Source organism: Culicoidibacter larvae (assembly GCF_005771635.1).
Lineage (GTDB): Bacteria > Bacillota_I > Bacilli_A > Culicoidibacterales > Culicoidibacteraceae > Culicoidibacter > Culicoidibacter larvae.
The window spans coordinates 135,299-161,368 of sequence record NZ_VBWP01000002.1; the positions used below are offsets into that span (position 1 = coordinate 135,299).

At 37.5% G+C, this 26,070-nt stretch carries 22 protein-coding genes, 1 tRNA gene and 2 other annotated features (1 of these 25 running past the window's edge); of the genes, 1 reads left to right on the top strand and 22 read right to left on the bottom strand.

Features of this window, described 5'->3' with window-relative positions:
- Positions 1–62, bottom strand: a sequence feature (ribosomal protein L21 leader region); it reaches 11 nt to the left of the window's first position.
- 69 nt (positions 63–131) lie between these two features.
- The 3 genes from FEZ08_RS03155 to FEZ08_RS03165 all read right to left on the bottom strand — a co-directional run bounded on the left by FEZ08_RS03155 (position 132) and on the right by FEZ08_RS03165 (position 2,611).
- Positions 132–533 carry a VOC family protein gene (locus FEZ08_RS03155; protein ID WP_138190265.1) on the bottom strand — a complete coding sequence of 134 codons (402 nt, stop codon included), beginning with the start codon at positions 531–533 and terminating at the stop codon, positions 132–134.
- Between the two features lie 12 nt (positions 534–545).
- Positions 546–2,000 carry a cardiolipin synthase gene (gene cls, locus FEZ08_RS03160; RefSeq protein ID WP_138190266.1) on the bottom strand — a complete coding sequence of 485 codons (1,455 nt, stop codon included), beginning with the start codon at positions 1,998–2,000 and terminating at the stop codon, positions 546–548.
- A 119-nt stretch (positions 2,001–2,119) separates the two neighbouring features.
- Positions 2,120–2,611 carry a Dps family protein gene (locus FEZ08_RS03165; RefSeq protein WP_199288002.1) on the bottom strand — a complete coding sequence of 164 codons (492 nt, stop codon included), beginning with the start codon at positions 2,609–2,611 and terminating at the stop codon, positions 2,120–2,122.
- 155 nt (positions 2,612–2,766) lie between these two features.
- Here FEZ08_RS03165 and FEZ08_RS03170 point away from each other — a divergent pair, with 155 nt between their 5' ends.
- Positions 2,767–3,867, top strand: coding sequence for a low temperature requirement protein A (locus tag FEZ08_RS03170; protein WP_138190267.1), 1,101 nt, complete (start codon positions 2,767–2,769; stop codon positions 3,865–3,867).
- A 31-nt stretch (positions 3,868–3,898) separates the two neighbouring features.
- Here FEZ08_RS03170 and FEZ08_RS03175 read toward each other — a convergent pair whose 3' ends face one another.
- The 19 genes from FEZ08_RS03175 to FEZ08_RS03265 all read right to left on the bottom strand — a co-directional run bounded on the left by FEZ08_RS03175 (position 3,899) and on the right by FEZ08_RS03265 (position 26,002).
- Positions 3,899–5,341 carry a hypothetical protein gene (locus tag FEZ08_RS03175; RefSeq protein ID WP_138190268.1) on the bottom strand — a complete coding sequence of 481 codons (1,443 nt, stop codon included), beginning with the start codon at positions 5,339–5,341 and terminating at the stop codon, positions 3,899–3,901.
- 3 nt (positions 5,342–5,344) lie between these two features.
- On the bottom strand, positions 5,345–6,157 hold the full coding sequence (locus FEZ08_RS03180; protein ID WP_138190269.1) for a hypothetical protein: 813 nt from the start codon (positions 6,155–6,157) through the stop codon (positions 5,345–5,347).
- 284 nt (positions 6,158–6,441) lie between these two features.
- Positions 6,442–6,515, bottom strand: a tRNA-Thr gene (locus FEZ08_RS03185).
- A 62-nt stretch (positions 6,516–6,577) separates the two neighbouring features.
- Positions 6,578–7,264 (bottom strand): RadC family protein, encoded by a 687-nt coding sequence (gene radC / locus FEZ08_RS03190; protein ID WP_138190270.1) that lies wholly within the window; start codon positions 7,262–7,264, stop codon positions 6,578–6,580.
- The gene (locus FEZ08_RS03195; RefSeq protein ID WP_138190271.1) at positions 7,258–7,665 is read right to left on the bottom strand and encodes a hypothetical protein; all 408 of its coding nucleotides are present in this window, start codon (positions 7,663–7,665) and stop codon (positions 7,258–7,260) included. Before FEZ08_RS03195 ends, radC begins: the two co-directional genes overlap by 7 nt.
- Positions 7,666–7,728: 63 nt before the next feature.
- Positions 7,729–8,526 (bottom strand): GNAT family N-acetyltransferase, encoded by a 798-nt coding sequence (locus FEZ08_RS03200; protein ID WP_138190272.1) that lies wholly within the window; start codon positions 8,524–8,526, stop codon positions 7,729–7,731.
- Between the two features lie 105 nt (positions 8,527–8,631).
- Positions 8,632–11,265, bottom strand: coding sequence for a valine--tRNA ligase (locus FEZ08_RS03205; RefSeq protein WP_138190273.1), 2,634 nt, complete (start codon positions 11,263–11,265; stop codon positions 8,632–8,634).
- A gap of 46 nt (positions 11,266–11,311) precedes the next feature.
- Positions 11,312–11,534: a binding site (T-box leader), on the bottom strand.
- Positions 11,535–11,577: 43 nt separating this feature from the next.
- Positions 11,578–12,381 carry a ZIP family metal transporter gene (locus FEZ08_RS03210; RefSeq protein WP_138190274.1) on the bottom strand — a complete coding sequence of 268 codons (804 nt, stop codon included), beginning with the start codon at positions 12,379–12,381 and terminating at the stop codon, positions 11,578–11,580.
- An 84-nt stretch (positions 12,382–12,465) separates the two neighbouring features.
- Complete coding sequence (locus FEZ08_RS03215; RefSeq protein ID WP_138190275.1) at positions 12,466–13,134, bottom strand: metal-dependent transcriptional regulator; 669 nt, start codon at positions 13,132–13,134, stop codon at positions 12,466–12,468.
- A 119-nt stretch (positions 13,135–13,253) separates the two neighbouring features.
- Entirely contained in the window at positions 13,254–13,841 is a 588-nt protein-coding gene (locus tag FEZ08_RS03220; RefSeq protein ID WP_138190276.1) for a hypothetical protein, read from the bottom strand.
- A gap of 34 nt (positions 13,842–13,875) precedes the next feature.
- The gene (gene yihA, locus FEZ08_RS03225; protein ID WP_138190277.1) at positions 13,876–14,457 is read right to left on the bottom strand and encodes a ribosome biogenesis GTP-binding protein YihA/YsxC; all 582 of its coding nucleotides are present in this window, start codon (positions 14,455–14,457) and stop codon (positions 13,876–13,878) included.
- Between the two features lie 124 nt (positions 14,458–14,581).
- Positions 14,582–16,906: an endopeptidase La gene (gene lon / locus FEZ08_RS03230; protein WP_138190278.1), complete on the bottom strand. Its 2,325-nt coding sequence runs from the start codon at positions 16,904–16,906 to the stop codon at positions 14,582–14,584.
- A gap of 40 nt (positions 16,907–16,946) precedes the next feature.
- Positions 16,947–18,149, bottom strand: a complete 1,203-nt coding sequence (clpX, locus tag FEZ08_RS03235) for an ATP-dependent Clp protease ATP-binding subunit ClpX (RefSeq protein WP_138190279.1) — start codon at positions 18,147–18,149, stop codon at positions 16,947–16,949.
- 244 nt (positions 18,150–18,393) lie between these two features.
- A complete protein-coding gene (tig, locus tag FEZ08_RS03240; protein WP_138190280.1) occupies positions 18,394–19,680 on the bottom strand; it encodes a trigger factor in 1,287 nt (428 codons plus the stop codon).
- A 96-nt stretch (positions 19,681–19,776) separates the two neighbouring features.
- The gene (locus tag FEZ08_RS03245) at positions 19,777–20,736 is read right to left on the bottom strand and encodes a hypothetical protein (RefSeq protein ID WP_138190281.1); all 960 of its coding nucleotides are present in this window, start codon (positions 20,734–20,736) and stop codon (positions 19,777–19,779) included.
- A gap of 112 nt (positions 20,737–20,848) precedes the next feature.
- Entirely contained in the window at positions 20,849–21,940 is a 1,092-nt protein-coding gene (locus FEZ08_RS03250) for a DUF871 domain-containing protein (RefSeq protein ID WP_138190282.1), read from the bottom strand.
- A gap of 116 nt (positions 21,941–22,056) precedes the next feature.
- Positions 22,057–24,030: a KUP/HAK/KT family potassium transporter gene (locus FEZ08_RS03255; RefSeq protein WP_138190283.1), complete on the bottom strand. Its 1,974-nt coding sequence runs from the start codon at positions 24,028–24,030 to the stop codon at positions 22,057–22,059.
- Between the two features lie 474 nt (positions 24,031–24,504).
- On the bottom strand, positions 24,505–25,392 hold the full coding sequence (locus FEZ08_RS03260; RefSeq protein WP_138190284.1) for a helix-turn-helix domain-containing protein: 888 nt from the start codon (positions 25,390–25,392) through the stop codon (positions 24,505–24,507).
- Positions 25,393–25,492: 100 nt separating this feature from the next.
- Positions 25,493–26,002 carry an NUDIX hydrolase gene (locus FEZ08_RS03265; protein ID WP_138190447.1) on the bottom strand — a complete coding sequence of 170 codons (510 nt, stop codon included), beginning with the start codon at positions 26,000–26,002 and terminating at the stop codon, positions 25,493–25,495.
- Between the last annotated feature and the right edge of the window lie 68 nt (positions 26,003–26,070).

Sequence of the window (26,070 nt, forward strand, 5' to 3'; positions counted from 1 at the left end):
GACTCGCCATGAAGGTGGTCGCAATGACACTCATAACCTTATCTGTGCGGTTGCAGTAGCAGGTGTGCTACACAACAAATTAATTTTACAGATTTTTAGTGATTTTGTCAATAACAATCGTGCCTGAAACGCTACTCTGAGGCAATAAAATTCCACATAACCCCAAATTGGTCAAAAACGACACCATGACAAGGGCTAAACCCCGTTTTTTGTAAAGGAATCCCTACCCGACCATACTCCGCCAAAACCGCAAAAGCATGTTCAACTTCGGCAGTAGAACATTCAACGGCAATTGAAAGCCGCTCAGACTCCGGATCATTCAGTTCACCAAAACAATCACACATACGAATAACGGTTTCGCCAATTCGTAACGTCGCCTGAAGTATCTGCCGCTGCATAAAGTCCGGCAGCTCAGCGTTTTGCAAATCCTCAAAACGGCTGATTGTTAAAAGTTCTGCATTAAAAGCTTTTTTATACAAATCAATTGCTGCTTCGCAACTTCCTTGATAGGTTAAATACGGACGTAATTTCATAAAACATTCTCCTTACATTAATGGGGAAAATAATCTCGTTATCGCGGCCACCCCGCGGATAACGAGCCCGCGCTTGTCAAAAAATTCCTTATTCAGCACTTCACAATCTTTTTTATCGGCTTCGAAAATCCGGCTGTAATTCTGAGCAAAAGCAGTGTCGTAAACAAAAGCATTTATTTCAAAATCCAGAGCAAAACTGCGGTTATCAATATTACATGAACCAATCGTGCATATTTCATCATCAATAACAATTGTTTTAGCATGAATAAACCCTTTATGACGGTAGACGCTGACACCCCAGTTAAAAACATCTTCTATATAGGTCAAAGTCGTTTGGTAAACCGCTTTTTTATCCGGGATACCGGGAATCATAATTTGAATATCCACACCACTTTTTGCTGCCAGTTTGATTGCCTGTAAGAAGGCATCATCAGGAATAAAGTACGGCGTCTGAATTTTTATCGTATGCCGGGCATTATTGATCATTGCAATCATTGCATCATATATCAGCATATCTTCAATATCCGGACCGCTGGTAACAATCTGTACCGGCAAATTCCCCGGTTCATTAACCCGGGCGAAATAATTCCCCATATTATGTAGGCGGCTTAAATCCTCACCGGTAATGTTATACCAATCAACAAAAAAGCGTGATTGCAAGGCATAAACAGCACTACCGGTTAATCGTAAATGGGTATCGCGCCAAGGGGTGATTGATGGTTTCATACTGGCATACTCATCCCCAATGTTCATACCGCCCATATATCCAATCTGACCATCAATCACCACAATTTTGCGGTGCATCCGGTAATTTATTCGCAAAAAATTTCCCAATGGCGATGGTAAGAAACGGCAAAGTTTACCACCAGCTTCAAGATAAGGCTTGAAGAACTTCTTAGGTGTATGATTGCTGGCGTTAACATCATACATCAAACGCACTTCCAATCCGGCTGCCGCTTTCTCGGTTAAAATATTGATAAACTCATTCCCATAATGGTCATCTTGAATAATAAAGTATGTGATGTGGATTGTCGTTTTGGCGTTACGTAAATCAGCAAATAAATCTGCATATTTGACGTTTGCATCAGTATATACTTGAATATGATTGTCTTCACTCAACACCGCATCGCCATGATTACGATTGAGCAACATAATATTCTTATATTCTGATTCCGGTAGTTCCTGATGACTATCGCCTTCAAAAAAAGATTTCACCTTTTGATTCATCGCCTGCTCGTTAAAACGATCTTCGATTCTTGTTGTATTGAGTTTACGACGATCACGCATAAAGAAAGTTGTACCAAACATTGCATAAAGCACCAACCCGATAATTGGCAAAAATATAATTGCTAAAATCCAGGCAATCGCCGTTTCCGGATTTTTTCGTTCCATAAAAACGACCGAAATTAATCCAACCGCATTTATAATTACTAATACCCAAAAAATAATTCCTACCAATTTCGTCACTTCCTTTTCTCATTTATTATACCTGCTTAATAGCTTTTTTTAAACCCAAACTACTTATTTTTACAAAAGAAAAAAACTGTACAAACGCTTCGTTTGTACAGTTTTCAAATTTCTCTCAATTATTGATTTTGCGGTACCGGATCTTTTCCTAACATTGCAGTGAAGAACCAGATATCTTTATCAACTTTATTTTTTTGTGCAACAAGCATGTCGTTTGTTACATAGTCTCCGTCGTTATCTGAAATAACTAAGCCTTTTGCTAACTCGTCACGGATTAAAACTAAATCCTCAACAACAGCTTCAAGCATCTCTTCCTGTTTCATTTTTTTAGTGTATGGTTTTTCTTTAATATCAGAATGTTCCAAAAATTCAACCATTGTGCTGTATGGACGGCTGGCTAATTGAATAATCCGTTCTGAGTCTAAATCAATCAATTCTTCAATATAGCCATAGAGTTCTTCGAATTTTTCATGTAATCGGAAGAATTCTGTTCCTTGAGTATTATAATGGAACTGACGAACTTTGAAGAAAAACACACTATAATTGGCACATTGTTGATTTAAAAATTCAATTGTTCTGGTAAAATCAGTTTTTACTTTAATATCACTCATGGATATTACCTCCTTCTATACAAATAATTATACGCCTCTTTGGTGATTCTGTCAGAGTTGAGAGCTTAAAATAAAAACATTTATATTTAAAGCTTAAAATTCAGACCGGATTTTAAAATTCATGTATAATGAAAGTGACTAAGAGGTGAATAAAAATGAAGGAGCGGAAAGTTTCCTGGCTGGAATTATTTTTTGATTTAATATTTGTTACTGCTGTGTCGTCAGTCAATTTCTATTTACTGACAATTGCAGAACATCCGCAAGAATCGCTATTATATTTTTCTGAATATATGTTGATGATTATTCCCATGTGGTGGGCATGGGTTGGCCAGACTATGTATATGAACCGATTTGGTGAGTATATCAAACGGCCGCAGCTTTATATGATGGCACAAATGATTTTCTTAATTCTAATGACTGCCAGTTTTAATCTCGATTTCGACCAAACATACTACACTTTTATTGTTGGTTATCTGGCTATTCGCGCTATAACAGTGCTCGAGTATTATATAAGCTCACGAAATTGTTCCGGCAGTCGCAGCGCTACCGCAAAACGCTTAGCTCAATTATTTACAATTGGCATCGTCATTTCAGCTGCTTCACTATTTTTCAGCGGCCCGCTCAGATATATTATTATGTACTTAGGTATCGGTATTGATATTCTCTTGCCACTATTTAACAAAACGATATTAAAAAAAGTACCGGTGCATTTTCCGCATCTGGTTGAACGCTTCGGACTTTTTGTTATCATTACCTTCGGTGAAGCAATTGTTGTATTAGTTCGGGTATTAAGCCAAAATACTGCTTCGATTGGCGTGTTCTTTAATGTCATTTTGCTTTTCACTATTGTCTGTTGCATGTTCTGGAGCTACTATACGAATATAGAAAATACTATTGATAAAAATATGACCACCAGCGGTCAGTTCTTACTCTATGGCCATTTTTTCATCATAGTTTCCATCCTGCTCTTCTCGGTTGGCAGTGATTTATTGCTTGATAACCGACTTTCAACCTTTTACTTCATCAGTATTCTTTACGGTAGTGTCGCCCTCTTTTTTGTCAGCAAACATATTGTTTTTATTTATCATAAGAAAAACGAAATTGTTTTTGAACAATATAAATCTTTGGCAATGTTGTTTAGCTTAATCGGTTTTTATGTGCTTTGTCTTACATTTAATTTATCTGTTGAGCTTGCACTTATTGGACTACTAATCTTTACTGCAACTGATAATTTTCATTATAGAAAGAAAAAATAGGCATCCTCCGAGAGGATGCCTATTTCAATTTTTATTTTGTGGGTCGGCGTCGAGCATGCTGACTTTTTTGTTTTTGGATTTGCGCCGCACCATTATTTCGTTTGTTCCAAGAATGCTGTTTTTTTACTTTTTTAGCTTTCTTCTGTGGTTCAACATCTTTAGGATCAGCTTTTTTAGTTTTTGATTGAGCCACTAGTGCTTCAATTTTATTTGTTTGATTTTTAATTTCTGCTTTCGCTTTCTCAATCACTTCTGGATGCTCTTTGCGAGCAGCCGTAAATTCAGTTGATTTTTTATTCCAGAAGTTTTTTATGCTTTCAATACCTTTATTGATCCAACCTGAGACGATGGCAATGAAACGCCCTTTAAAGAACACGTCGTCAATACGAATTATTATATAAACAGTTACTGCAATAACAATAAGTATATCTAAAATAGTAAATAAGATGAAATCAATATTCGGAATGTACAATGGTTTTAAGTAAACCGCAACTGCCAAGAGTACCAAGACAACATCATTTTTATATTGTAGTTTTTTATAAATGAAGTTAACAATATTTACCCCAACATAATATGCTATGATAATCAGTACCGGTTGTGCCAGACTATTAAATGTTGTTGTCACAAAATCAATAATTGTTTGATGGATTCTAGTGTCAATTGAGCTTACATCAAGAGTGATGATGCCATTTTGGACGGTAAAGAACCATTCGTCAATTTTAATTGATTGAATAATTCCGGTTACTATCGGTGATACATTACTGCCAACAAGGTTCATGATATCAAAGTAATATGTCCCTTGGAATATTTGTTGCAGTGATAATTGCGGTAACAACATTAGAATTACTTGATATACTGCAAATCCTAAAATTGCTCCGATAATAACAATCACAAACACAATAATTGTTGAGTTCTGAATGGTTCCTTTGGCAAGTTCCAATAACGAAGCTTTTGAAAAAGCTTCTTTTAAACGCAATGGACGGAATCGAACATATTGGATAAAATAGATAATAAATACAACTAACTGCGCTAAGATTGCAAAAGCTAAAAGAATAGCTTCAAAAAATACAAAAGTCGTTCCTAGTTGAATATAACTATACAACCAAATGTTGGCAACTGCCAGCGTAGCTATCAAGAGCATTAGAATACTGGCAAAAGTCAATTTTATATACCCTTTTAGTCTACGACGCATTGAACCGATAAAACAGAAGAATACTAATTCTAATACTGCCAAGACGACAACAACGATAACATCTTTACCAACTAAAATATTTGCTAAAATTTGACCAAAATTATCAAATGTCATTTGTGTGTTAGCAACAGCAAAGTTTAATAAATATATGCGCTCGGCGCTAGCAGTCAGCATTTGCGGTGCGGCAAAAATATTAAAGATAATAATACCAATTAATACTAATACCGATACACCGGCCATGATTTGTGAGATGAGTGCCCATCTTTTCATTGTTTTTTCCATGACCTACACCCCGCTTCCTGTCAAATCAAACGCCAGCGTAACATCAACACTCGCTTGAAAAATATCATTAACGGCACTAACGTTATATGAAAGCAACTGGAATTCAATCCGTGAAATCATAGAATCGCCTTCATTTTGAATTAAATTGATATTCATCTTTTGATTTAAAACATCTGCTGAAAAGTTAGTCAGCGGAATTAAATTAGCTAAATCATTTCCGGTAAGTGTTATTGTTGTTACCGTTTGAGTTTTAGTGTTTGTTCCACTTTCACTACGATCAGCATTTACCGTAGTAGCAGTAATGTGATTGGTAAGCATAGCACCAAAATCAGCTTGATTTATTGCACTTGATAAATATAATTCATTCGCTTTATAAAACGGATCCAGCACGCTGCTGTCAAATTTTAAATAATTGCCGGTAAAGTTACCATTATCGCCAAAACTAAATCCATCTGAGAAGCTAGCGAGGTCAAAACTTACTCCTGCTCCTTCAATGTTAGTATCAAATAATTGATTTAATACATAAATAACTGTTTCTGAAGAAAGCGCACCACCATATGTAATCGTATTTTCTTTGGCATTGCTGACAAAGGAAATACTAGCATCCGAGCCCTGAAAACTTCCGGTACCAGTAATGTTCAAACTTAACTCCCCTTGAATCTCAGTAGGGTTCTTTAATAAATATGTATTCGTCTTTGTTAATGCTGTCACCAATGCGCTGTTTGCTACAACCGGAGTTGCAGAAGCAGTACATCCCGCTAGTGCAAGCACCAGTACAGAAACCGACGCTAACAAAGCAAAAAATTTCTTTCGCATAATCATTCTCCTCTTCATTAATCTTACAATGCTAGTTTACCACTAATAATGTGAACTATATACCGAAACACTTTAATTTCTTAATTAATGCACGATTCAAGTCAACATTGTTAAATATTTTCTTCACCGTTATATTTTACGCCTATTATAATAAAAAGTAAAACATAATAGCGAAAAAATCACAATTTTTACTTCTGATAAAAATAGTAAAATTGCGGTTGATTTAGAGTCAGTTAATCGAGACAAAAGAAAAACCCTTATAAAAATAAGGGTTGTTTACAACATGGTGCCAGATGCGAGAATCGGACTCGCGGCTATTCATTACCATTGAATTGTTTTACCACTAAACTAATCCGGCGTGCCTGACCAAAAGGTACATCACCTATTGTAGCATCAAACCACATCTGAATCAATAATTAATTATACATATCCGCTTTCTTTTAAACTAATATATGAATCATGCCCAATAATAATATGATCAAGGATTGGAATCCCTATAATATGCGAAGCCTCAATCAACTTTCTGGTAACTACAACATCATCTTCAGATGGTTCTGGATCACCCGAAGGATGGTTATGAATACAAATTATTGACGCTGCGCCAATACTGACAGCATAACGAAAAATATCCCTGCTATGGATCGAAACCGTATTAAGTCCGCCAGTATATAACGATTTCTTAGCTAGCAGATTATTACGAACATCTAGACCAACAACCCAAAATTGCTCCTGATCCATAAACTTACAGGTATCATAAAATTGTTCAGCACAAGTTAATGGGTCACTGATTTTAATTGCTTGAACTCTATCTGTCTTGTATATACGTTTCCCAAGCTCAATAGCTGCCAAGATTGTAATTGCCTTTGATGTTCCAATTCCATGAATCTTTTCTAAATCTTGAATACTTAATTTACTAAGTCCTCTTAATCCACCAAAATGTTCAACAGTTGTTCGAGCTAAATCAATAACCGAAGCTGACTTAGTTCCTGTCCGCAAAATAATTGCCAGTAATTCATATGTATTTAATGCTTCAACTCCATGAAAAAAACAACGCTCACGCGGATAATCACTGTAACCTAAACGTTTATCTACTTCCTTTACTACCATATTAATAAACCTCCTAGAATAAAAATATAGGCAATGGCCATCCCCGGAAAAAACGGTGCTGGTTGCTTCCGAAAAACATTTTGCCAAAACAATATCATTGTCAAAAGTATTGCTGAACCAAGCCAAAGCAAAAAGCGCCAATCAGCTATCAAAACAAAAACACTTACCCAAGCAAAAATATCGGCCTCGCCAAATGTCTTCAAACTTTTCTGCACAACGAAAAGCACAAGAAAAAGAACTCCACCATATAATAGGGTTCCCCATAGTTGTTCAAATGCTCCATAAGTTGCCGCACAAAAAAGTAATGAATATAAAAGCCAATTATCAATTAATAATGTTTTCCAGTCCTGATATGCTGCAATAATGAGCAGCACAGCCATAGTCAATGCGAAAATCAACAACAATATTACCACCTATATATCTTTTCGCAAAATAAAATAAAAAACACTCATAAAGAGTGTTTTTTATAGTTCTACCATAATCCATTGTCCAATAGTATTAAAACCAACATCATGATAAAGTGCACCAGCATTAGGATTATCATAAAACAAAACGAGTGATTGCAGTTTGCGCTGTTTAGCAACCGCCACCAGCTTTGAAAGTGTTGCTCGAGCGTATCCTTTTTGACGATATTCAACATCGGTAGCCACACCGACAACCATTGCTGAGTAAGGCGAAATTGCCGTAATTGTCGCTTGACTGACAAGTTTTTCATCCTGATAAATAACTGCACAATATACATTCTCAGCGGCAATATCATCCTGAAATTGTTGATAATCTTGTTCCTTTCGTTGAGTGCCAAAAATCTCTAACTGCATTGCAAAAATATCACCAACAACTTTTCCATCTGCAAGTTGCACTGAATCAGCATTCTGAGTTTTCGCTTGTTCCACATCCAACACACATAAATATGTCGGTATTTCTTTCATAGTATCCGTCTGCATGAATGGTTTAAATCCCTGCCAAACATAATCCATAGCTGAAATATTTTTACCATTCCGGCCTGCCAAACATGCAGCAAACCCATCATAATCAACAAATTCAGTATTTTCCTTAGGAAAATATAGCACTATATTATCTTTATATAGCAAAACCGTAGCCATAATTCTTCCTTGATCAAGCTGCATCCAAATCGTCTGCAAATCATGATTTTCAGTACCAAAAGCCGCTAAATCACCGATATTAAAAGTATTATAGTCTAGCTCCTTCAACCAAAAATCATAAAGTATTTGTTCATCATCTTTTGTTGCCATCCGAATCATGATTACCGAACCTCCTTTTAAATATTATTCCCATTATACGGTTATTTTTATTAAAAGTAAAGCAAGAGCCGGGGGCGTGGCCCCCGGCTCTTGCCAGAATTTTTCCTATAAACTTTCCAAGCGAGTCAATGTAGTCTGGTAGCGCTGCTTGTAATCTTCCAGCTTTTCGCGCTCGGCAGCAATCTTAGCTTCCGGTGCCTTATTAACAAATCCCGGATTTGCCAGCATCTTTTCACCACGCTCAATTTCAGCCGTAAGCTTCTTCAACTCAGCTTGCAACTTTTCGCGTTCAGCATCAAGATCAACTAAGTCTGCCAATGGAATAAAGAGACTGAATGCTTTGCCGATTACCGTCGCCGCTTGCTCCGGTTCAGCCACATCACTGCTGATAGTCAAACTGCTCGGATTCGCGAACCGCTCAATAAATGGCAATAATCCTGATAATTCATCAGCAATTGAATTGCTGGCAGTTTTAATAATTATTGGCAACGCAGTGCTGTTACCAACCTCATATTCTTTACGAATACTTCGTACCCCGCGGATTAATTCCATCAAATACTCAGTATTTGCCACTGCTTGCTGATTACTCCATTCAGGATGAATTTCCGGCCAAGAAGCACGCATAATTGATACTTCCTTCTGATCAAGTTGTTGCCAAATTTCCTCAGTAACATATGGCATAAACGGATGCATTAATTTTACAATCGCAGTTAATACGTAGTGCAACACTTGCTTAGTAACTATTTTCTGTGCTTCATCATCACCCTGTAAAATTGGTTTACTCAACTCAATATACCAGTCACAGAAATCATTCCAGATAAAGTTATACAGATAACGGCCTACTTCGCCAAACTCATATTTATCAGCATTGTAATTAATTGCTTCAATAGTTTGATTCAATTGTGTAAGAATCCACGAGTCAATATTTGAAAGTGATTCAATCTTAAACATGCCGTTAATACCCTCAGTATTCATTAAAACGTATCGCGAAGCATTCCAAATTTTATTGATAAAGTTCCAGGTTGCCTCAAGTTTTTCATGGCTATACCGTAAATCTTGTCCTGGAGATGTTGAAGTAACCAAGAAGTAACGCATGCTATCAGCACCATACTGTTCAATAACATCCATCGGATCAATTCCATTTCCTAATGACTTACTCATTTTCCGTCCGTCTTCAGCACGAATCAAACCATGAATCAATACATCATTAAACGGTCGCTGATCAGTAAATTCCAAACTTTGAAAAATCATTCGGCTTACCCAGAAGAAAATAATATCATATCCGGTTGATAATGCATTAGTTGGGAAATAGCGGTTATAATCCACGGTTTCCTCTGGCCAGCCAAGCGTTGAGAACGGCCATAATGCTGATGAGAACCAAGTATCGAGTACGTCGGTATCTTGGTTCCAGTCTTCACCATCAAGCGGTGGCTCCTCACCAACATACACATCACCATCACTGTTATACCATGCCGGGATTTGATGTCCCCACCAAAGTTGACGTGAAATACACCAGTCTTGAATATTGCCCATCCATTGTAAGAATGTACCTTCAAAACGGTCTGGGTAAAACTTAACTTTATCATCACTGTTTTGATTAGCAATTGCTTGCTCTGCTAACTTGTCCATTTTAACAAACCATTGCAGAGATAAATACGGTTCAACAATTGCCCCGCTGCGTTCACTATGACCAACTGAATGAACATACGGTTCAACTGCAAGCAAAAGTCCCGCTTCTTTCATATCAGCCAAGAAAGTTTTTCGACACTCAAAACGATCCATACCTTGATATTTTTTCGGAACCCATTCGTTAGCACTCATAGTTCCATCTAACTCCATAATAACCCGTTGCGGCACATTATGGCGTAACCCAACCTCATAATCATTCGGATCATGTGCCGGTGTAATTTTAACAACACCACTACCGAAATCAATATCAACATAATCATCAGCAATAACCGGAATTTCAACCTTGTTTCCCGGGTCAATTACTTTTCGACCAACCCATACTTTATAACGTTCATCCTTAGGGTTAACTGCTAAAGCACCATCACCAAAAATAGTTTCCGGACGCGTTGTCATAATTTCTAGATATTCATCAGGATTGTCAGCAGCAATATATTTAAAATAATGTTTTGCCCCTTCGATATCTTTATAGATAACTTCAATATTAGACAAAGCTGTCTTTTGTGCCGGATCCCAACTGATAATCCGTTTACCACGATAAATCAGACCACGCTCATATAGGCCAACAAATACTTTACGTACTGCTTTTGAAAGTCCTTCATCTAAAGTAAAGCGCTCACGTGAATAATCAAGTGACAGACCAATCTGACGCCACTGGTCACGAATCGTCGCTGCATACTCTTCTTTCCATTCCCAAACTTTACTGATAAAAGCTTCGCGGCCTAAATCATAGCGGCTGATACCTTGTTCACGCAACCGTTCTTCAACCTTAGCCTGAGTAGCAATTCCAGCATGATCCATTCCCGGTAAATAAAGCGCATCGAACCCCTGTAATCGTTTCATTCGAATAATTATATCTTGTAAACTAGTATCCCATGCATGACCTAAATGTAATTTTCCGGTAACATTTGGCGGTGGAATAACAATAGTGAATGGCTCCTTACTGCTCGTATTATCAGCAGTAAAACAATCATTCTCAAGCCAGAAATCATATTTGCCGGCCTCAACTTGTTTATGATCATATTTTGATGCGAGTTTCGTCACAACATTCATCTCCTTTTGGTTTAAATAAAAAAAACGTTCCTTGCGTGTTAAACACACAAGGAACGAAATAAATTCCGCGGTACCATCCTCATTCACTCAATATTCTGAGTCCACCTTCATTCATGTTAACGCCATCAACGATTTTCCCTACTGCAATGTTCAGGAAAACAACTCCCAAGCTACCCGTTCAGTACAAAGTTGTTGAAAGCTTTCAGCCGCCGACCTTCAATCTCTAAATTCAACTAAACATACGAACTCCTCTTGTTCACAGTCTTTATAATTATTATACATATTTCATTCCTGCTTGGCAACACTAAGATATTACCCAAGCAGCACATCCATAGACATCATGACAACAAAACCTACCATTGTCATCAGCGTTGCCATATCAGTATTCTCAGCTGCTTGTGATTCAGGAATTAATTCCTCAACCACAACAAAAATCATTGCTCCGGCAGCAAATGCTAATGCGAAAGGCAGAATCGCTGACATCTGACTTACAAGCAATGCTCCGATAACTGCCGCAACCGGTTCAACAGCACCAGAAAATTGTCCGTACATAAAAGCTTTACCGCGACTCATTCCTTCCCGGTACAACGGCGCTGAAACTGCCGTCCCCTCAGGAAAATTCTGCAGTCCAATACCTATTGCTAAACCAACTGCGGCAGCAAATACTGCCGGACTCGGATTAATAGCTAAAGCACCAAAGGCAACTCCAACAGCCAGTCCCTCCGGAATATTATGCAAAGTAATTGCACTCACAAGCAAAATGCTGCGATGCCAGCTCGTTTTCACACCCTCAGCTTTCTTACCAAATAAATGCATATGGGGAATAACTTTATCTAACCCCCATAAAAATACACCACCAGCCAAAAAACCAAAAATAACTTGCCAAAATGCGCCGCTTTCTTCAACTTGTCCGATCGCCGGCAAAAGCAAGGACCAAATGCTCGCAGCAATCATAATACCGGCAGCAAATCCCAGCATCGCATCTAACACTTTCCGATTAATATTTTTAAAGAAAAAAATGAGCGATGCACCTAGAGCTGTAACACCCCAGGTAAATAATCCTGCCAACAAAGCCAACAATATTGGTGGCAATGCAATCATCCAATCTAAATTCATTATAATAACTCCTTACTATATTTTTTTCAAATTACCTTAACTCGCAGATAATTAACTAAAATCCTTTATGCGAAAAGGTGTTTCTTATTGATATATCCGCAACTGCCAGCCATCCTGTAAGTACGCCGGTATAACAATTAATTTTTCATCATCAGTTTTCAAAATACAAGTACCATCATTAAGTCGCTCGCTCACCTTTATAAACCGTGGCGATTCATTAATATTCAACATTGCCAAATAACTCTGTCCCTCAAGACTGATCGACAAAACCTCCGCGCGAACATCACTGGCGATGTTCGCCAAACTCACCTCATGCTGAGTTTCAGACCAAAAGATATGTTTAGGAATCAAGGTTCCATGCGGACAACGTTCCGGATAATCCAAAAAAGCATATAGGCGTTCAATTAATTTTGGTGAAGCGGAATGCTCTAAAATCTCAGCTTCCTCATGCACCTCTTCAAGCTGGTAACCAATTTTTTGTACCAAAAAAGTCTCCCATACACGATGCGACTTCAAAATGAATTGTGCTTCATGAAAGCCTTCTTTAGTCAGGCGAACACCTTTGTAGCTTTCAAAAATAACCAGATTTTTTTTTGCCAGCCGTTTCACCATCCCATTAACAGTTGCCGGAGCATGTTCAAGATTTTCCGACAATGCCTTAAAACTAATCATCTCGCCATCATTTTTCTTCTGCAACGAATAAATCGCCTTAATATAATCCTGCTCACTTTTTGATAACTTTTCAATACTCATATTTATCACCTGAAAATATTTTAGCACAAACTAAATATTTTATCAAATATAATGATTATTTTTAGTTTAAACTAAATAGATGAATAAATAAAAAAGCGTCTTACGACGCTTTTTTCATTTTATTTTACATACCGTTTTACTCTGCGGCCACCAACCATTTTGTACTGTGCATGCCCGCTAGCAGACACCTCATCAGTTGCATCAGCATTAATCAAAGCGGCTTTCTTTTTACCGCCCTTTGTTGCTAACAAACCAATAACACATAAAAGAACAATAACCATTGGTACTACAGTCATTAAAATCTGCATAATCCAACTGCTAATAAATGTTTGAGTGATTGAATTAAAGTTCCATAATAAAATAATTGAACCAATGCCAATACACTCCAAGGCAACGGCAACAAACAATGCACCAAGAATTTTATTTCCATAACGGCTCAGCATAGTAATTAAAGCAAAAATAAAAATTGCTAAAATCGCTGTACCGCCAAATAAGGCAATGTTAATTCCAAAATCAATATATGATTGTGTTAACTGAGTATAAATATCAGGACCATATATTTGCGACAAATCCATTCCGGCATACTGTTCGAATTGAGCCAAAAAGCTTTGCAATCCACTAATTAAAGTGAAAAGCTGGGTTGACATATACATTGACATAAACAAAGATCCGGTCAATGCAATTGCTGTTAAAATAATTTTTTTCATTTGTAAATCGCTCCAGTCTTAGGCCTGTTGCCCCTTATAAAAAACTTTCAATAGCAGACCATACAGCTATTTTACCAGTTTTATCCACAGATGAAAAGGGAATTAGTTTATCATCACCATGAAGTTTTAAAGTCTCACGAATCATTTTTTCATGTTTCGCACGATGGGTCTTCCCGATTTTATCAACCTTGGTTGCAATAACGATTACCGGCACATCATAATACTTAAAGAAATTATACATTAAAACATCATCTTCAGTTGGCTTATGGCGAAAATCAACTAAAAGACATGCTACCCGCAATTCTTCCCGGCTGGTAATATATTCTTCAATCATTTTGCCAAAAGCTTCACGTTGCTTTTTTGAAACCTTTGCATATCCATATCCTGGCACATCAACAAAATAAAAACGTTCATTAATATGGTAGAAATTCAGCGTTTGTGTTTTTCCGGGGCGCGAAGAAATCCGTGCCAAAGAACTATTATTCAATAAAGCATTGATACATGATGACTTACCAACATTTGAGCGCCCGGCAAGCATAATTTCAGCTTGTTGTCCCGGCGGATATTGGTCTGCCCGCACCGCACTTAATGCATACGCCGATGATGTAATTTTCATTGCGTTCGCCTCCCTTAAATAAATCCTTACCTATTATACCATTCCATTTGCTGATTTGGCAACAAACCCCTTATTCGGGAGAAAATAAAAAAGGCCGCAGCGCGGCGCTGCAGCCTTTTCTCAATTATTTATTATCTGCGAAGACATATGGTAAAACTTCATCCATATGGCTCACTGGAATAATTGTTAAATGTTCTTTAACAACTTCAGGAATATCATCAAGATCGCGTTCATTTTCTTTTGGAATTAAAATTGTTTTTAAGCCTGAGCGGTGTGCCGCCATACTTTTTTCTTTTAATCCACCAATTGGCAGGATATTACCACGTAAAGTAATCTCTCCAGTCATACCAACATCTTTACGAACTTTACGATTCGACAATGCTGAAATAATCGCGGTTGCCAAAGCAGCTCCGGCTGACGGGCCATCTTTTGGCACTGCTCCTTCCGGAACATGAATATGAATCGTATTTTCTTCAAATATTTTTTCATCAATACCAAGCATTTTAGCTCTTGATTTGACATAACTCATTGCTGCTTGCGCAGACTCTTTCATAACGTCACCAAGTTGACCAGTAAGCACAACTTGCTCACGTCCTTTATAATAAGTAACTTCAATCGAAAGAATATCGCCGCCAAACTGAGTATATGCTAAGCCGGTAACAACCCCTACTTGGTTTGTTTTTTCAGCGCTGCTGTATTTAAATTTAGTTTTACCTAAATACTCAGCAACATTTTTAGTTGTCACTTTAACAACAGTATCCGGATTTTCTAACAGTTCCTTAGCCACCTTACGACAAATTGTTGCCAATTCACGCTCTAAGGCACGAACCCCAGCTTCACGAGTATACTCGCGAACAATTTTTAACAAGGCAGTTTTTTGGAACGACAATTGTTTCTTAGTTAAACCATGACGTTCTAAAGTTTTAGGAATCAAATGATTTCTGGCTATTTCTACTTTTTCATCCTCAGTATAGCTACCAAGTTCGATAATTTCCATCCGATCATAGAGTGGATGCGGGATACCTTCATAGTAGTTAGCTGTGGCAATAAAGAATACATTTGATAAATCAACCGGCTCCTCAATGTAGTGATCATTGAACGCTGTGTTTTGTTCAGGGTCCAATACCTCAAGCAAAGCACTGGTCGGATCACCACGGAAGTCGCTTGCCATTTTATCAATCTCATCTAGCAAAATAACCGGGTTCATGCTACCAGCTTTTTTCAGTGATTGAATCACTTTCCCTGGCATTGAACCAATATAAGTCCGACGATGTCCGCGAATTTCCGCTTCATCGCGAACGCCACCAAGGGCAATTTTTACATAGTTGCGGTTCAGAGCACGTGCAACCGAGCGCACCAATGATGTTTTACCAACACCCGGAGGCCCTACTAAACAAAGGATTGCTCCTTTATTTGAACCGGTTAATTTCTTAACCGCCAAGAACTCAAGAATCCGTTCTTTTACTTTTTGCAAACCATAGTGATCAGCATCAAGAATATCTTTGGCTTCTTTTATTTCAAACTCATCTGGCGTAAATGTACCCCATGGTAATGAAAGTACCCAATCAATATAGGTACGGATAATACCACTCTCACTTGAAGCAGCCGGAACCATTTCAAAACGAGTTAATTCATCTAATAATTTTTCACGAATATAATCTGGAGCATCAAGTGCCTCAATTTCTTCACGAAGCATATCAGAATCTTTTTCACGTGAATTTTTATCACCTAACTCCTCGCGAATAGCGCGAAGTTTTTCACGAAGATAGTATTCTTTTTGTGATTGGTCAAAAGCCTCTCTGACATCACGCTCAATTTTTTCTTCCAATTGTGCCACTTCAATCTCTGCATGAATGTCTTTTATAATCATTAAAAGACGTTCATTCACTGCCAATGTTTCCACATATTTTTGCTTACGTTCAATTGGCATCGGCAAATGGAATGCAATAACATCAGCTAATTGTCCGGCGGTATGTCCGCGCGAAACTAAATCAAGTAAGTATTGTGTTGGTTTTGCTCCAGTTTGAATATAAGATTCAAGGGCGGCAATCCCTTGGCGCAACAGTGCCATTTCTTCGTTGTTATCAATTTCGATATCAGTGAGTTCTTCACCGTTTACAACAAAAACATTTACTTCTTCTAAGTATTTATCAATGCGGACCCGAGAAAGCACTTCGACCGAAATACGAATTCCATCATTTTGAATAACCGTTGACATTTTAATGCGACCGATAACCCCATATTCATATATATCTGCCGGAACAACAGTATCAACAAGCGGATCTTTTTGACTTGAAAGAATAACGTATCCTTCATATTGTTCCAGTGCAAGCTTTACAGCCTGAACCGAAACATCTCTGCCAATATCAATTTTCAACTCGTTATTCGGTAAAGCTATGATTCCGCGAGTTGCAATTAAAGGTAGTGTTCTCATTTTTTGAGTATCCATGAGCTTTTCCTCCTATTTTCTTTTCTATTATTATTTTGCACTAAGCAATTTTTGGTTCTTTTGTATCAATAGTTTGTTCAGTTATTGTACAAACCTTTACATCTTTTAGTGACGGTAACTCAAACATAACATTGGTCATTACATTCTCAATAATTGAACGTAATCCACGAGCTCCAAGCTTTCTGTCAATCGCCAATTTAGCAATTTTCTGCAATGCTTTTTTCTCGAACTTCAATTGTACACCATCCAAGGCAAAAAGTGCCTGATATTGCTTCACCAAAGCATTTTTCGGTTGAGTCAGAATATGAACTAACATTTTCTCATCCAATGTTTCTAAACGAGTAATAATCGGTAACCGACCTACAAGCTCAGGAATAAGTCCATAGTGAATAATATCTTCAGAAAGTACTTCTTCTGATACCTTTTGGCTTCCCTCAGTTTCACTTTGGAAACCAAGCGCACCTTGTAATGCCCGACGTTTAACGACTTTATCAATACCGTCAAAAGCCCCGCCACAAATAAACAATATATTTGAAGTATCTATCTGAATGAATTCTTGATTTGGATGTTTGCGACCGCCTTGTGGTGGCACATTGGCAACAGTGCCCTCAAGAATCTTCAGCAATGCTTGCTGTACCCCTTCACCGCTGACATCTCTGGTTATTGAAACATTTTCTGATTTACGGGCAATCTTATCAATTTCATCAATATAGATAATCCCCTGTTGCGCACGAGCAACATCAAAATCAGCAGCTTGCAATAAGCGTAACAAAATATTCTCAACATCTTCGCCGACATATCCTGCCTCAGTTAAAGCCGTGGCATCAGCAATTGCAAACGGGACATCTAAAACCCGGGCTAATGTTTGTGCCAGTAATGTTTTACCGCTACCTGTATCACCTAAGAGCAAAATATTGCTTTTATCAATCTCAATTTCAGTATCAACTTTTGACGCCAAACGTTTGTAATGGTTATAAACCGCAACTGATAATGTTCTTTTCGCTTGTTCCTGACCAATTACATATTGATCAAGCAACGCTTTGATATCTGCCGGTTTTTTCACTTGATCAAGATCGATGGTATAGCCTTCAAGCTCGTCATTTAAAACATCATGAAACATTTCATATGAAATTTCCACGCAATAATTACAAATATAAGCATTTGTTCCTGCAATCAGTTGTTCTACTTCATCTTTCGAACGACCGCAGAACGAGCAATGAATTCCATAAGTATCTACTGCCATTCTATTCGCTCCTTTATAATACAATTTCCTATATAATAGTTATAAATTTAGCCATACTTATTGTATGACTATTGTAATTATAGCACATAAGTAAACAATTGCCTTGCATTTTCGCACTTTTTTTAGCACTTTCACACCGAGTGTGCTTGTTTTATGTTTTTTTCACAAAATATTGACCGTTTCGGGGAGAAAAAGAAAGACCGGCGGATGCAGCATCCGCCGGTCTTTTCACTTATAAATAAGCTTATTTTACATTATCGATTAAGAAATCAATAGCTTTTTGAATAACTAAATCTTGTTTCATACCATCAAGATTTGGCAACATTTTTTTCAATTCATCAATTTCAATACCATACATTTCAGACATTTTTTGCATTTCTGCATTTACATCTTCATCAGTTACGGCAATTCCTTCTGCCTCTGCAATTGCTTCCAAAGTCAATGAAGTCAGAATTTGATTAGCTGCATCCGGACGCATTTGTTCGCGAACTGCTGCTTCATCACTGCCAGTCATTTCAAGGTATTGCGCTAATTGCATTCCTTGCATTGATAATTGACGTTCAAAGTCTTGAATCATGTGGTCAACTTGTGCATCAACCATTTCTTCAGGAATATCAACTTTTGTTCCTTCAGTAGCTAAACGCAATACTTCGTTACGTAAATGTGAATCAGCTTCTGATTGTTTCGCCGTTTCAGCTTGCTCTTTTGCATAAGCTTGTAAATCTTCTAAAGTCTTAACGTTTTCCATATCAAGTTCTTCAACGAAGTCATCACTTAATTCTGGTAAAACACGGTGTTTTACTTCATGTACAGTAACATTGAAGACAACATCCTGACCTGCTAAATCAGCAGCTTGATATTGTTCCGGGAACGTTACTTTCACTTCAACAGCATCTCCGGCTTTAGCACCGATTAATTGCTCTTCAAAACCTGGAATAAATGAACCTGAACCGATTGTTAATGGATAGTTTTCACCTTTTCCGCCTTCGAAAGCAACGCCATCTTTAAATCCTTCAAAGTCGATAACCGCGGTATCGCCATCTTCAACTTTACCTTTAGCGTCTTTAACAACCATTTCCGCAAATCGTTCTTTTAATTTATCGATTTCTGCTTCAATGTCTTCTTTGCTTGCTACGATATCAAGTTTTTCAACTTTTAATCCTTTATAATTACCTAAAGCTACTTCTGGTTTAACAGCAACTTCAGCAGTAATGATGATTTCATTTTCTGGTTCGAATTTTTCAATATTGATTTGTGGATATGCTACCGGCAATACGTCATGCTCTTCTAAAGCATCACGGTATGCATCTGGTAATACCTTATCAATTGCATCATTATATAAACTTTCTTTACCGTATTTTTTTTCAAAAATCGGACGTGGAACATGTCCTTTACGGAACCCTTCCATTTGTACATCTTTAACAACATCGTTAAATGCTGCATCCATTGCTTTTTCAAATTGTTCTTTAGAAATTGTCATCGTTAACTTAACGCGATTTCCTTCCAATTTTTCAAACTTAGTATTTGACATTACATGTTTCCTCCATTCAAATTACACTGTCATCAGATTCTGAAAAGTATCTGACAGTTGACATCTGTTTAATTATATACTCTATAAAGCTTTTTTTCAATTGTTAAAGCAGAACTTTTTAAATTCCGGATAGATTTTATCATAATCAGTGATTGTTGTCTTGTTTTTAGCTGCTAACTTTAATGCTCTGCTGTCGTTATTCATTTCATATACTAATTGATGTAACAACAACAATAATGTTTCTGAGGTCAGCATCTTATCAATAAAAGGATAAAGCTCCAAAATATAAAGTGTAAGCAATGTCTGCGCAGTCAAGGCATATGATGGCTCACTATCCAAGTAATCACCAATCAGTTCAAACAAAGGAATATTCCGCAGCACCGGTAACTGACAAGGAAATACTTCAGCTTCGCCGTGCTCGGTTTTTACAAGTATTAATTCCTCTATTTCTGCTTCAGCAAGCAGTTGCAGCAGTATTGCCTTCTCTTTACTGGTCCAAACATCACCAGCCAGAATATCACGAATTTGCGCCAAAGACTGTTTGAGTGACATTGGATCAAAGCGAAAATCATAATCAATAGCGCCATAAGAAAAATTAGCCGTTATCATCTCTTTTAAAATGTCGGCATCAAATAACGCGCCATATTCAGCATCATCAGCGAACTCACAAATAGTATCCAGCTGCTGATCAAAATAATCACACAACAACCAAAAACTGCTGCCCTTGCTACGCAATGCCTTGGTATGTTTACGCAACTTTTCAAACTCATCATTCTGATATAAAATCTGCAAATAACGTTCAATATACATAATATCAATTGGTTTATCAAAACTAATATATGATTCATATGCGCCAATAAAAACATCATTAGCAAAATCCTCATAAGTTTGATCAATCAATTCCTCTAAAAAAAGCAATGCTAAATCATCCGCCGGCAAACTCGCTTTATAAGCTGTAAACGCCCGCAGATACTCACCCTCATCAAGATAATCAAACGCTTCCCGCAAATCATTACGGTGTTTATATAATTGACCAATCGGAATAATTTTTGCCAATATTTTCCCTGCTCTCTAAATCATAGTTTCAATATCTTATTATAGCATAATTTTTGGTGAAAAAAAGGCAATAGCCCAGAGTCCAGCTCTGAGCTATTGCTCCCTTGAAAAATTAATCCTCAGACAACATAAACGTTCCAAACGGTGGAATGAAATCCAGCAGATACATACTTTCATCAGTGAGGCGGCCGACAACATTAGTGCCCCCATCATTTTCCATATCAGCTAAAGCAATAAATAATTCGCCTTTGTATTGCTGATTTTGGTCATTATCAATCAAAACATCACCACGACGAATTGCTGCCACCGCATTATTTGGGGCAATATTTTCATCTTTGTACTTAATCCGACTCATGCTTGATCGCAGCACATACTCTGACATATCTCCACGATATGTCTGAATGTTTTGCAAAACAATCTCTTTTTCAAGCTCACTTGCGCCACTGTGCACCTTTACCGCAAGCGTTGGCAAGGTCGAAAACCATGCCTCGCTCATCGCTTGCAGCTCTTCATCACTGGCATATGCATTGCCGATAATAATATCATCCACTGCATTGGTTATACGGTAGTAATTAACCTGCGCCGCCAACGACAGATTGCGGTGTGCTTCTAACGTTGGCAAGCCGCTTTGCAATCCCCATGGACCGAGCTCGCCAACTTGCGAAGTTACAAAAGCCGCTGTATGTAAATTATACGCCTTAAACTTCTCACAACCATAATCAAATACTTCCTGTGATAAACCGGTATACCGACGCGGATAGAAGTTATGTGAGCCCAGCAAATTTTCAGTATTAGGATCATAACCCATCACTGAATCAATGTAATTTTGCACCCCGCTCATATTCACTTCAATCTTCAAGCCATATTGATTATAAGTCATAACCTTCTCCGGTAAACCGCCAAAGCCCATATCCAGGCGCACACCATAAGCGCCAAGCTCATGGAAGAATGATAAATCATCATACGAAACACCCAGTTGTTCAAAAAGTTTAGGATTGATATCAACCATAACTTCCATACCAATTGAACTTGCATATTGCACCGTCTTCTTGAAGTTAGCTAAAACTGAATCCGCATCACCGCTTATTTGCAACAAACTCGTGAATACCCGAACAAAGCCATAACTCTTAGCCTTATCTAAATATTCCTTATCTGCCGCAAAATTTGATTTTTCCGGATATATTGAAACGCCAATTTTCTTCATCAACAACCACTCCTTTATATTATTATATCACAGCTCTCTGAAAGCGCGTGCAGATTATCTTTCGGAAAAAATAAAAAGCGCGCCGGGGTAAACCCGGCGCTTTCAACTTTTGTCTATTAGTCAATACGCTGCAAATCAACTTTTTGGTGCTTGCCAAGTAGTATTGGATACTGTTCAACGGTAACATTACTGGTATCAAGACCAAACCATTTGGCTGGCGTCACAGTAATTTGTTTTAACTTAAATTTTAAACGCAGAATCATACTGTCAAATGACGTCAGGTTTCCTTCATTAGAAAGCACATCTTCTAATAATACAAAGCGGAAATCACCAACTTTGGTATCCGGGTTCATCGAATAAATTCGACCTTCGCTCGGAATTTCACCTTTTTCAATCATTTCAGTGACAACGGTTCGCATTAACATCGCGACTTTCCGTTCCACACGGAAACCAAGCACGAACTGAACCTTAATAACCTTATTAGGAACAATGTGATCAACTCGATATTCAGTAGTAAACGGCGAGTCATCATCAATAATATTGACAAACCAATAGACATCAGCTCGTTTTGGCTGGCGTTCCAAAATTGAGTGAATAACTTCTTTTTCAACCATATTTCTTTTCTCGCACTTAGTCATGTATACTAAGTTAGTGCAATAACGTTCAACGTCATTATCAACCTGCAGTGCCAAGAACTGGTCAGTAAATTTCTTCAAACTGACGCGCCGAGCAATTCTATCGGTAACACGATTGCCGTACATCCAAATATACATAAGTCCCATGATAACCAAAGCGAAGATAACGGTGATATAACCACCCTCCATAAACTTAAACAGGTTGGCAGTCAGGAAGCTTCCTTCAATAACTAAATAGAGACAGAGGAAGCCAATCGCAAATACTTTTGGCACATGCTTCATTAACAGATAATTGAAATATAAGAATGTAGTCATTAACATTGCAACCGTAATTGAAAGTCCATAAGCTGCCTCCATTGCCGACGCTTCACGGAAATGGAAAAGTACAATCATACAGCCGATATATAATAATAGATTGGCTGCAGCAATGTATACTTGCCCTTTCACATTAGAAGGATATGATATCTTCAAACGCGGGAAAATCCGCAACTTAATCGCTTCTGAAACTAAAGTAAATGAACCAGAAATCAATGACTGGCTGGCAATTACTGCCGCAAAGGTTGCCAGTCCGATACCAAAGAGCAACATCCACTCCGGCATCGCCATAAAGAATGGATTGCCGCTAATCATCTGACCTTCAAATCCTAATAAAACCGCACCTTGTCCTAAATAGTTTAAAATCAAAGCAGTTTTAACAAAAATCCAAGTATAATAAATATTTTTACGGCCACAATGTCCCAAGTCAGAATATAAAGCTTCGGCCCCGGTCGTACATAAGAATACTGCCCCGAGAATTAAAGCCGCTTTACCATCTAACATACCGGTAAATAATAACTTCAAACCAAAATAAGGGTTGAACGCCTGCAAAATACCCCAGTCTTGCGGAATATTAATTAAACCTAAAATCGCAAGCATTGAGAACCAACCAAGCATAATCGGTCCAAAAACGCGACCAACTTTGTCAGTGCCACTCCGTTGAATCAAGAACAAAATTGAAATAATAACGGCTACAATAATAACAACCGTACCCTGTTCAAGCGGAAACACCATTTTCAAACCTTCAATAGCTGAAGTAACAGTAACTGCCGGGGTAATAATACCATCAGAAAGCAGGGCTGCACTCCCGATAATTGCCGGAATAATCAACCATTTTGCTTTATTCTTAAGAAGACTATATAAAGAAAGAATACCGCCCTCGCCGTTATTATCAGCGCGCAGTATCTGCCAAACATATTTAATTGTCGTTTGCAGTGTCAAGGTCCAAATAACCAGTGAAACCCCGCCCAAAACATAATCGCTGCTAACAATGCCACCATTCGAGGTAACAATTGCTGACATAACATACAATGGTGAAGTCCCAATATCACCATAAACAATACCTAATGTTAAAACAAGTGATGCTAAAGTAACTTTGGCAAATGCATCTTTAGGCCCTGAAATCAATTTCTTTTTCATTACATAAACCCCTTTACTGCATACAATTGTAGCACTTTAAAATTAGAAGTCAAACAACTTTATAAAATATTTATTTTTTTAGCTTCTGAAGCCCTGAAATAAGACTTGAAACACCTCTTTTTTAGCCATAATATTATAATAAAAAAGGCCGCAGATATGAATCTGCGGCCTTTTTTCAGAAATATTCCCCCAAAACATTCCTGCAAGCTCATGGAAAGCGAACTCTAGCAAAATTATAACATACTGCACTTTTTCATTAAATACCATTATTATCTACCATATTAGACGCGGTTCTGGCCCGTTTCTGCCTTGATATTGGCTAATATATAGACGGATACAACACTATAATGTATTTATATAGTACAATAAAAGAAAAAGGGGGTGAGCAAAATGTTAAACTTTTTAAAATGGATCTCTACTTTTGCATGGTACAGTGTTTAATTAAAATAAAAAGGACTATTTTGATAGTCCTTTTTATTTTAACTCAATATTGTATTTCTTAGTATATGATATTAGCGCTTGATATAAAAACATGTTTTTCATCACTAAACTATAATCAAGTGCCCGCTTCATTTCTCCAAGTCCTCTTTCTTTATTAACTGCTAACATATAATCAGATATACCTAGCATAAAAATAAAGATTGGCATAAATCTAGCCTTGTCATACTTAGTAGCAACTTGTTCTCCGATAGCTGCATATTCAGTAAGCTCTAACCAATTCTCTTGCAGAAATGCAGTCATAGTGAGTCCATTTAACAAAAGAATATAACAATGACCATTTTGAACTGAGTCATCTTGCTTTCTCACCCATTCAAAAGCTTCTTTAGCAAGTGCAATGTGTTCCTCGCTTTGCTCAATTTTCAGCAAATTGTTAATTAACATACATTCTTCATCTGTAAAAAATGTGGCACCATCTTTATACGTTTTATATAATGATTCTTTTGCTAGTTTGTACCCTGCTTCAAAATCCTTATATGTATCTAATAATAATGCAAGCTTTAAAACATCAATAAATTGCTGTTCCATTGGCGGCAATTTTTCATACATCTCATCACTTAATAGTGATAGTTCCTGCTCCATTCCACCAACATCATATTTTGCAACACTTTTTTTTAGTCGTGTTCTTATCTGAACATAAAAAGGGTCTCGTTCTAATTCAGTCCGTTTAATTAAATCATCGACTGTTAATCCCATTCGGGCGGCAAGCGCCCGCAGAATTTCAAAAGAAGGCGACAGCGTATTGCTCTCGATTTTAACTAGTGTATTCACATGGCAAATATCCCGGCAGAGTTCTTGCTGTGAGTATCCCTTGCTGATGCGTATCTGCTTGATTGTTTGCCCCATCTTAAAATTAATATCCATATGTTATTCCTCGCAATTTCTTCTTCTGATTCTATCTTTTTTTCTATAATACCACTCACTTTGTATTTGCGCAATTTATTAAACTCGCGCTCTATCCCCATTATTTTTCAAACTGTTTTAGTTTATCAAGCAACTTCTGATAGACTGTTTTCATATGCTCCTCAGTGCATACATCTAATACTTCATTTATTGGAAACCATGCGACACCGCTGTTTTCGTCTTCTTTGACGAAGACAGCATCATTTTCATCAGCTTCGAGCAAATAAGCCAGCGATAAGTGCACATGGGCAGAAACATACTTGCCATTCTTGAAATGTCCCGGTACTTCTAAAATATCCAATGAAGCGATATCAGTAGTCACAAATGAGAAATCGCTAATGCCGGTCTCTTCCTGCGCTTCTTTTAAGGCAACCGCTACAAAATCATCATCACCATCCATATGTCCGCCGGTCCAGCCCCAAGACTTGTAGATATTATGATGAATCAGCAGGATTTTATCATGGGTTTTATTGGTAATAAAACCCGAACTTGAAAAGTGACCAAAAATATTAGTGCGAAAAAGCAAGTCATCAAATGTATCCAGATAATGCAGCATATTCTCTTGATCCATTGCTTCTTGAGCATTCACCGGTTGATAAGCGGAAACATATTTTTTTAAATGCAAGACATATTCCTCCC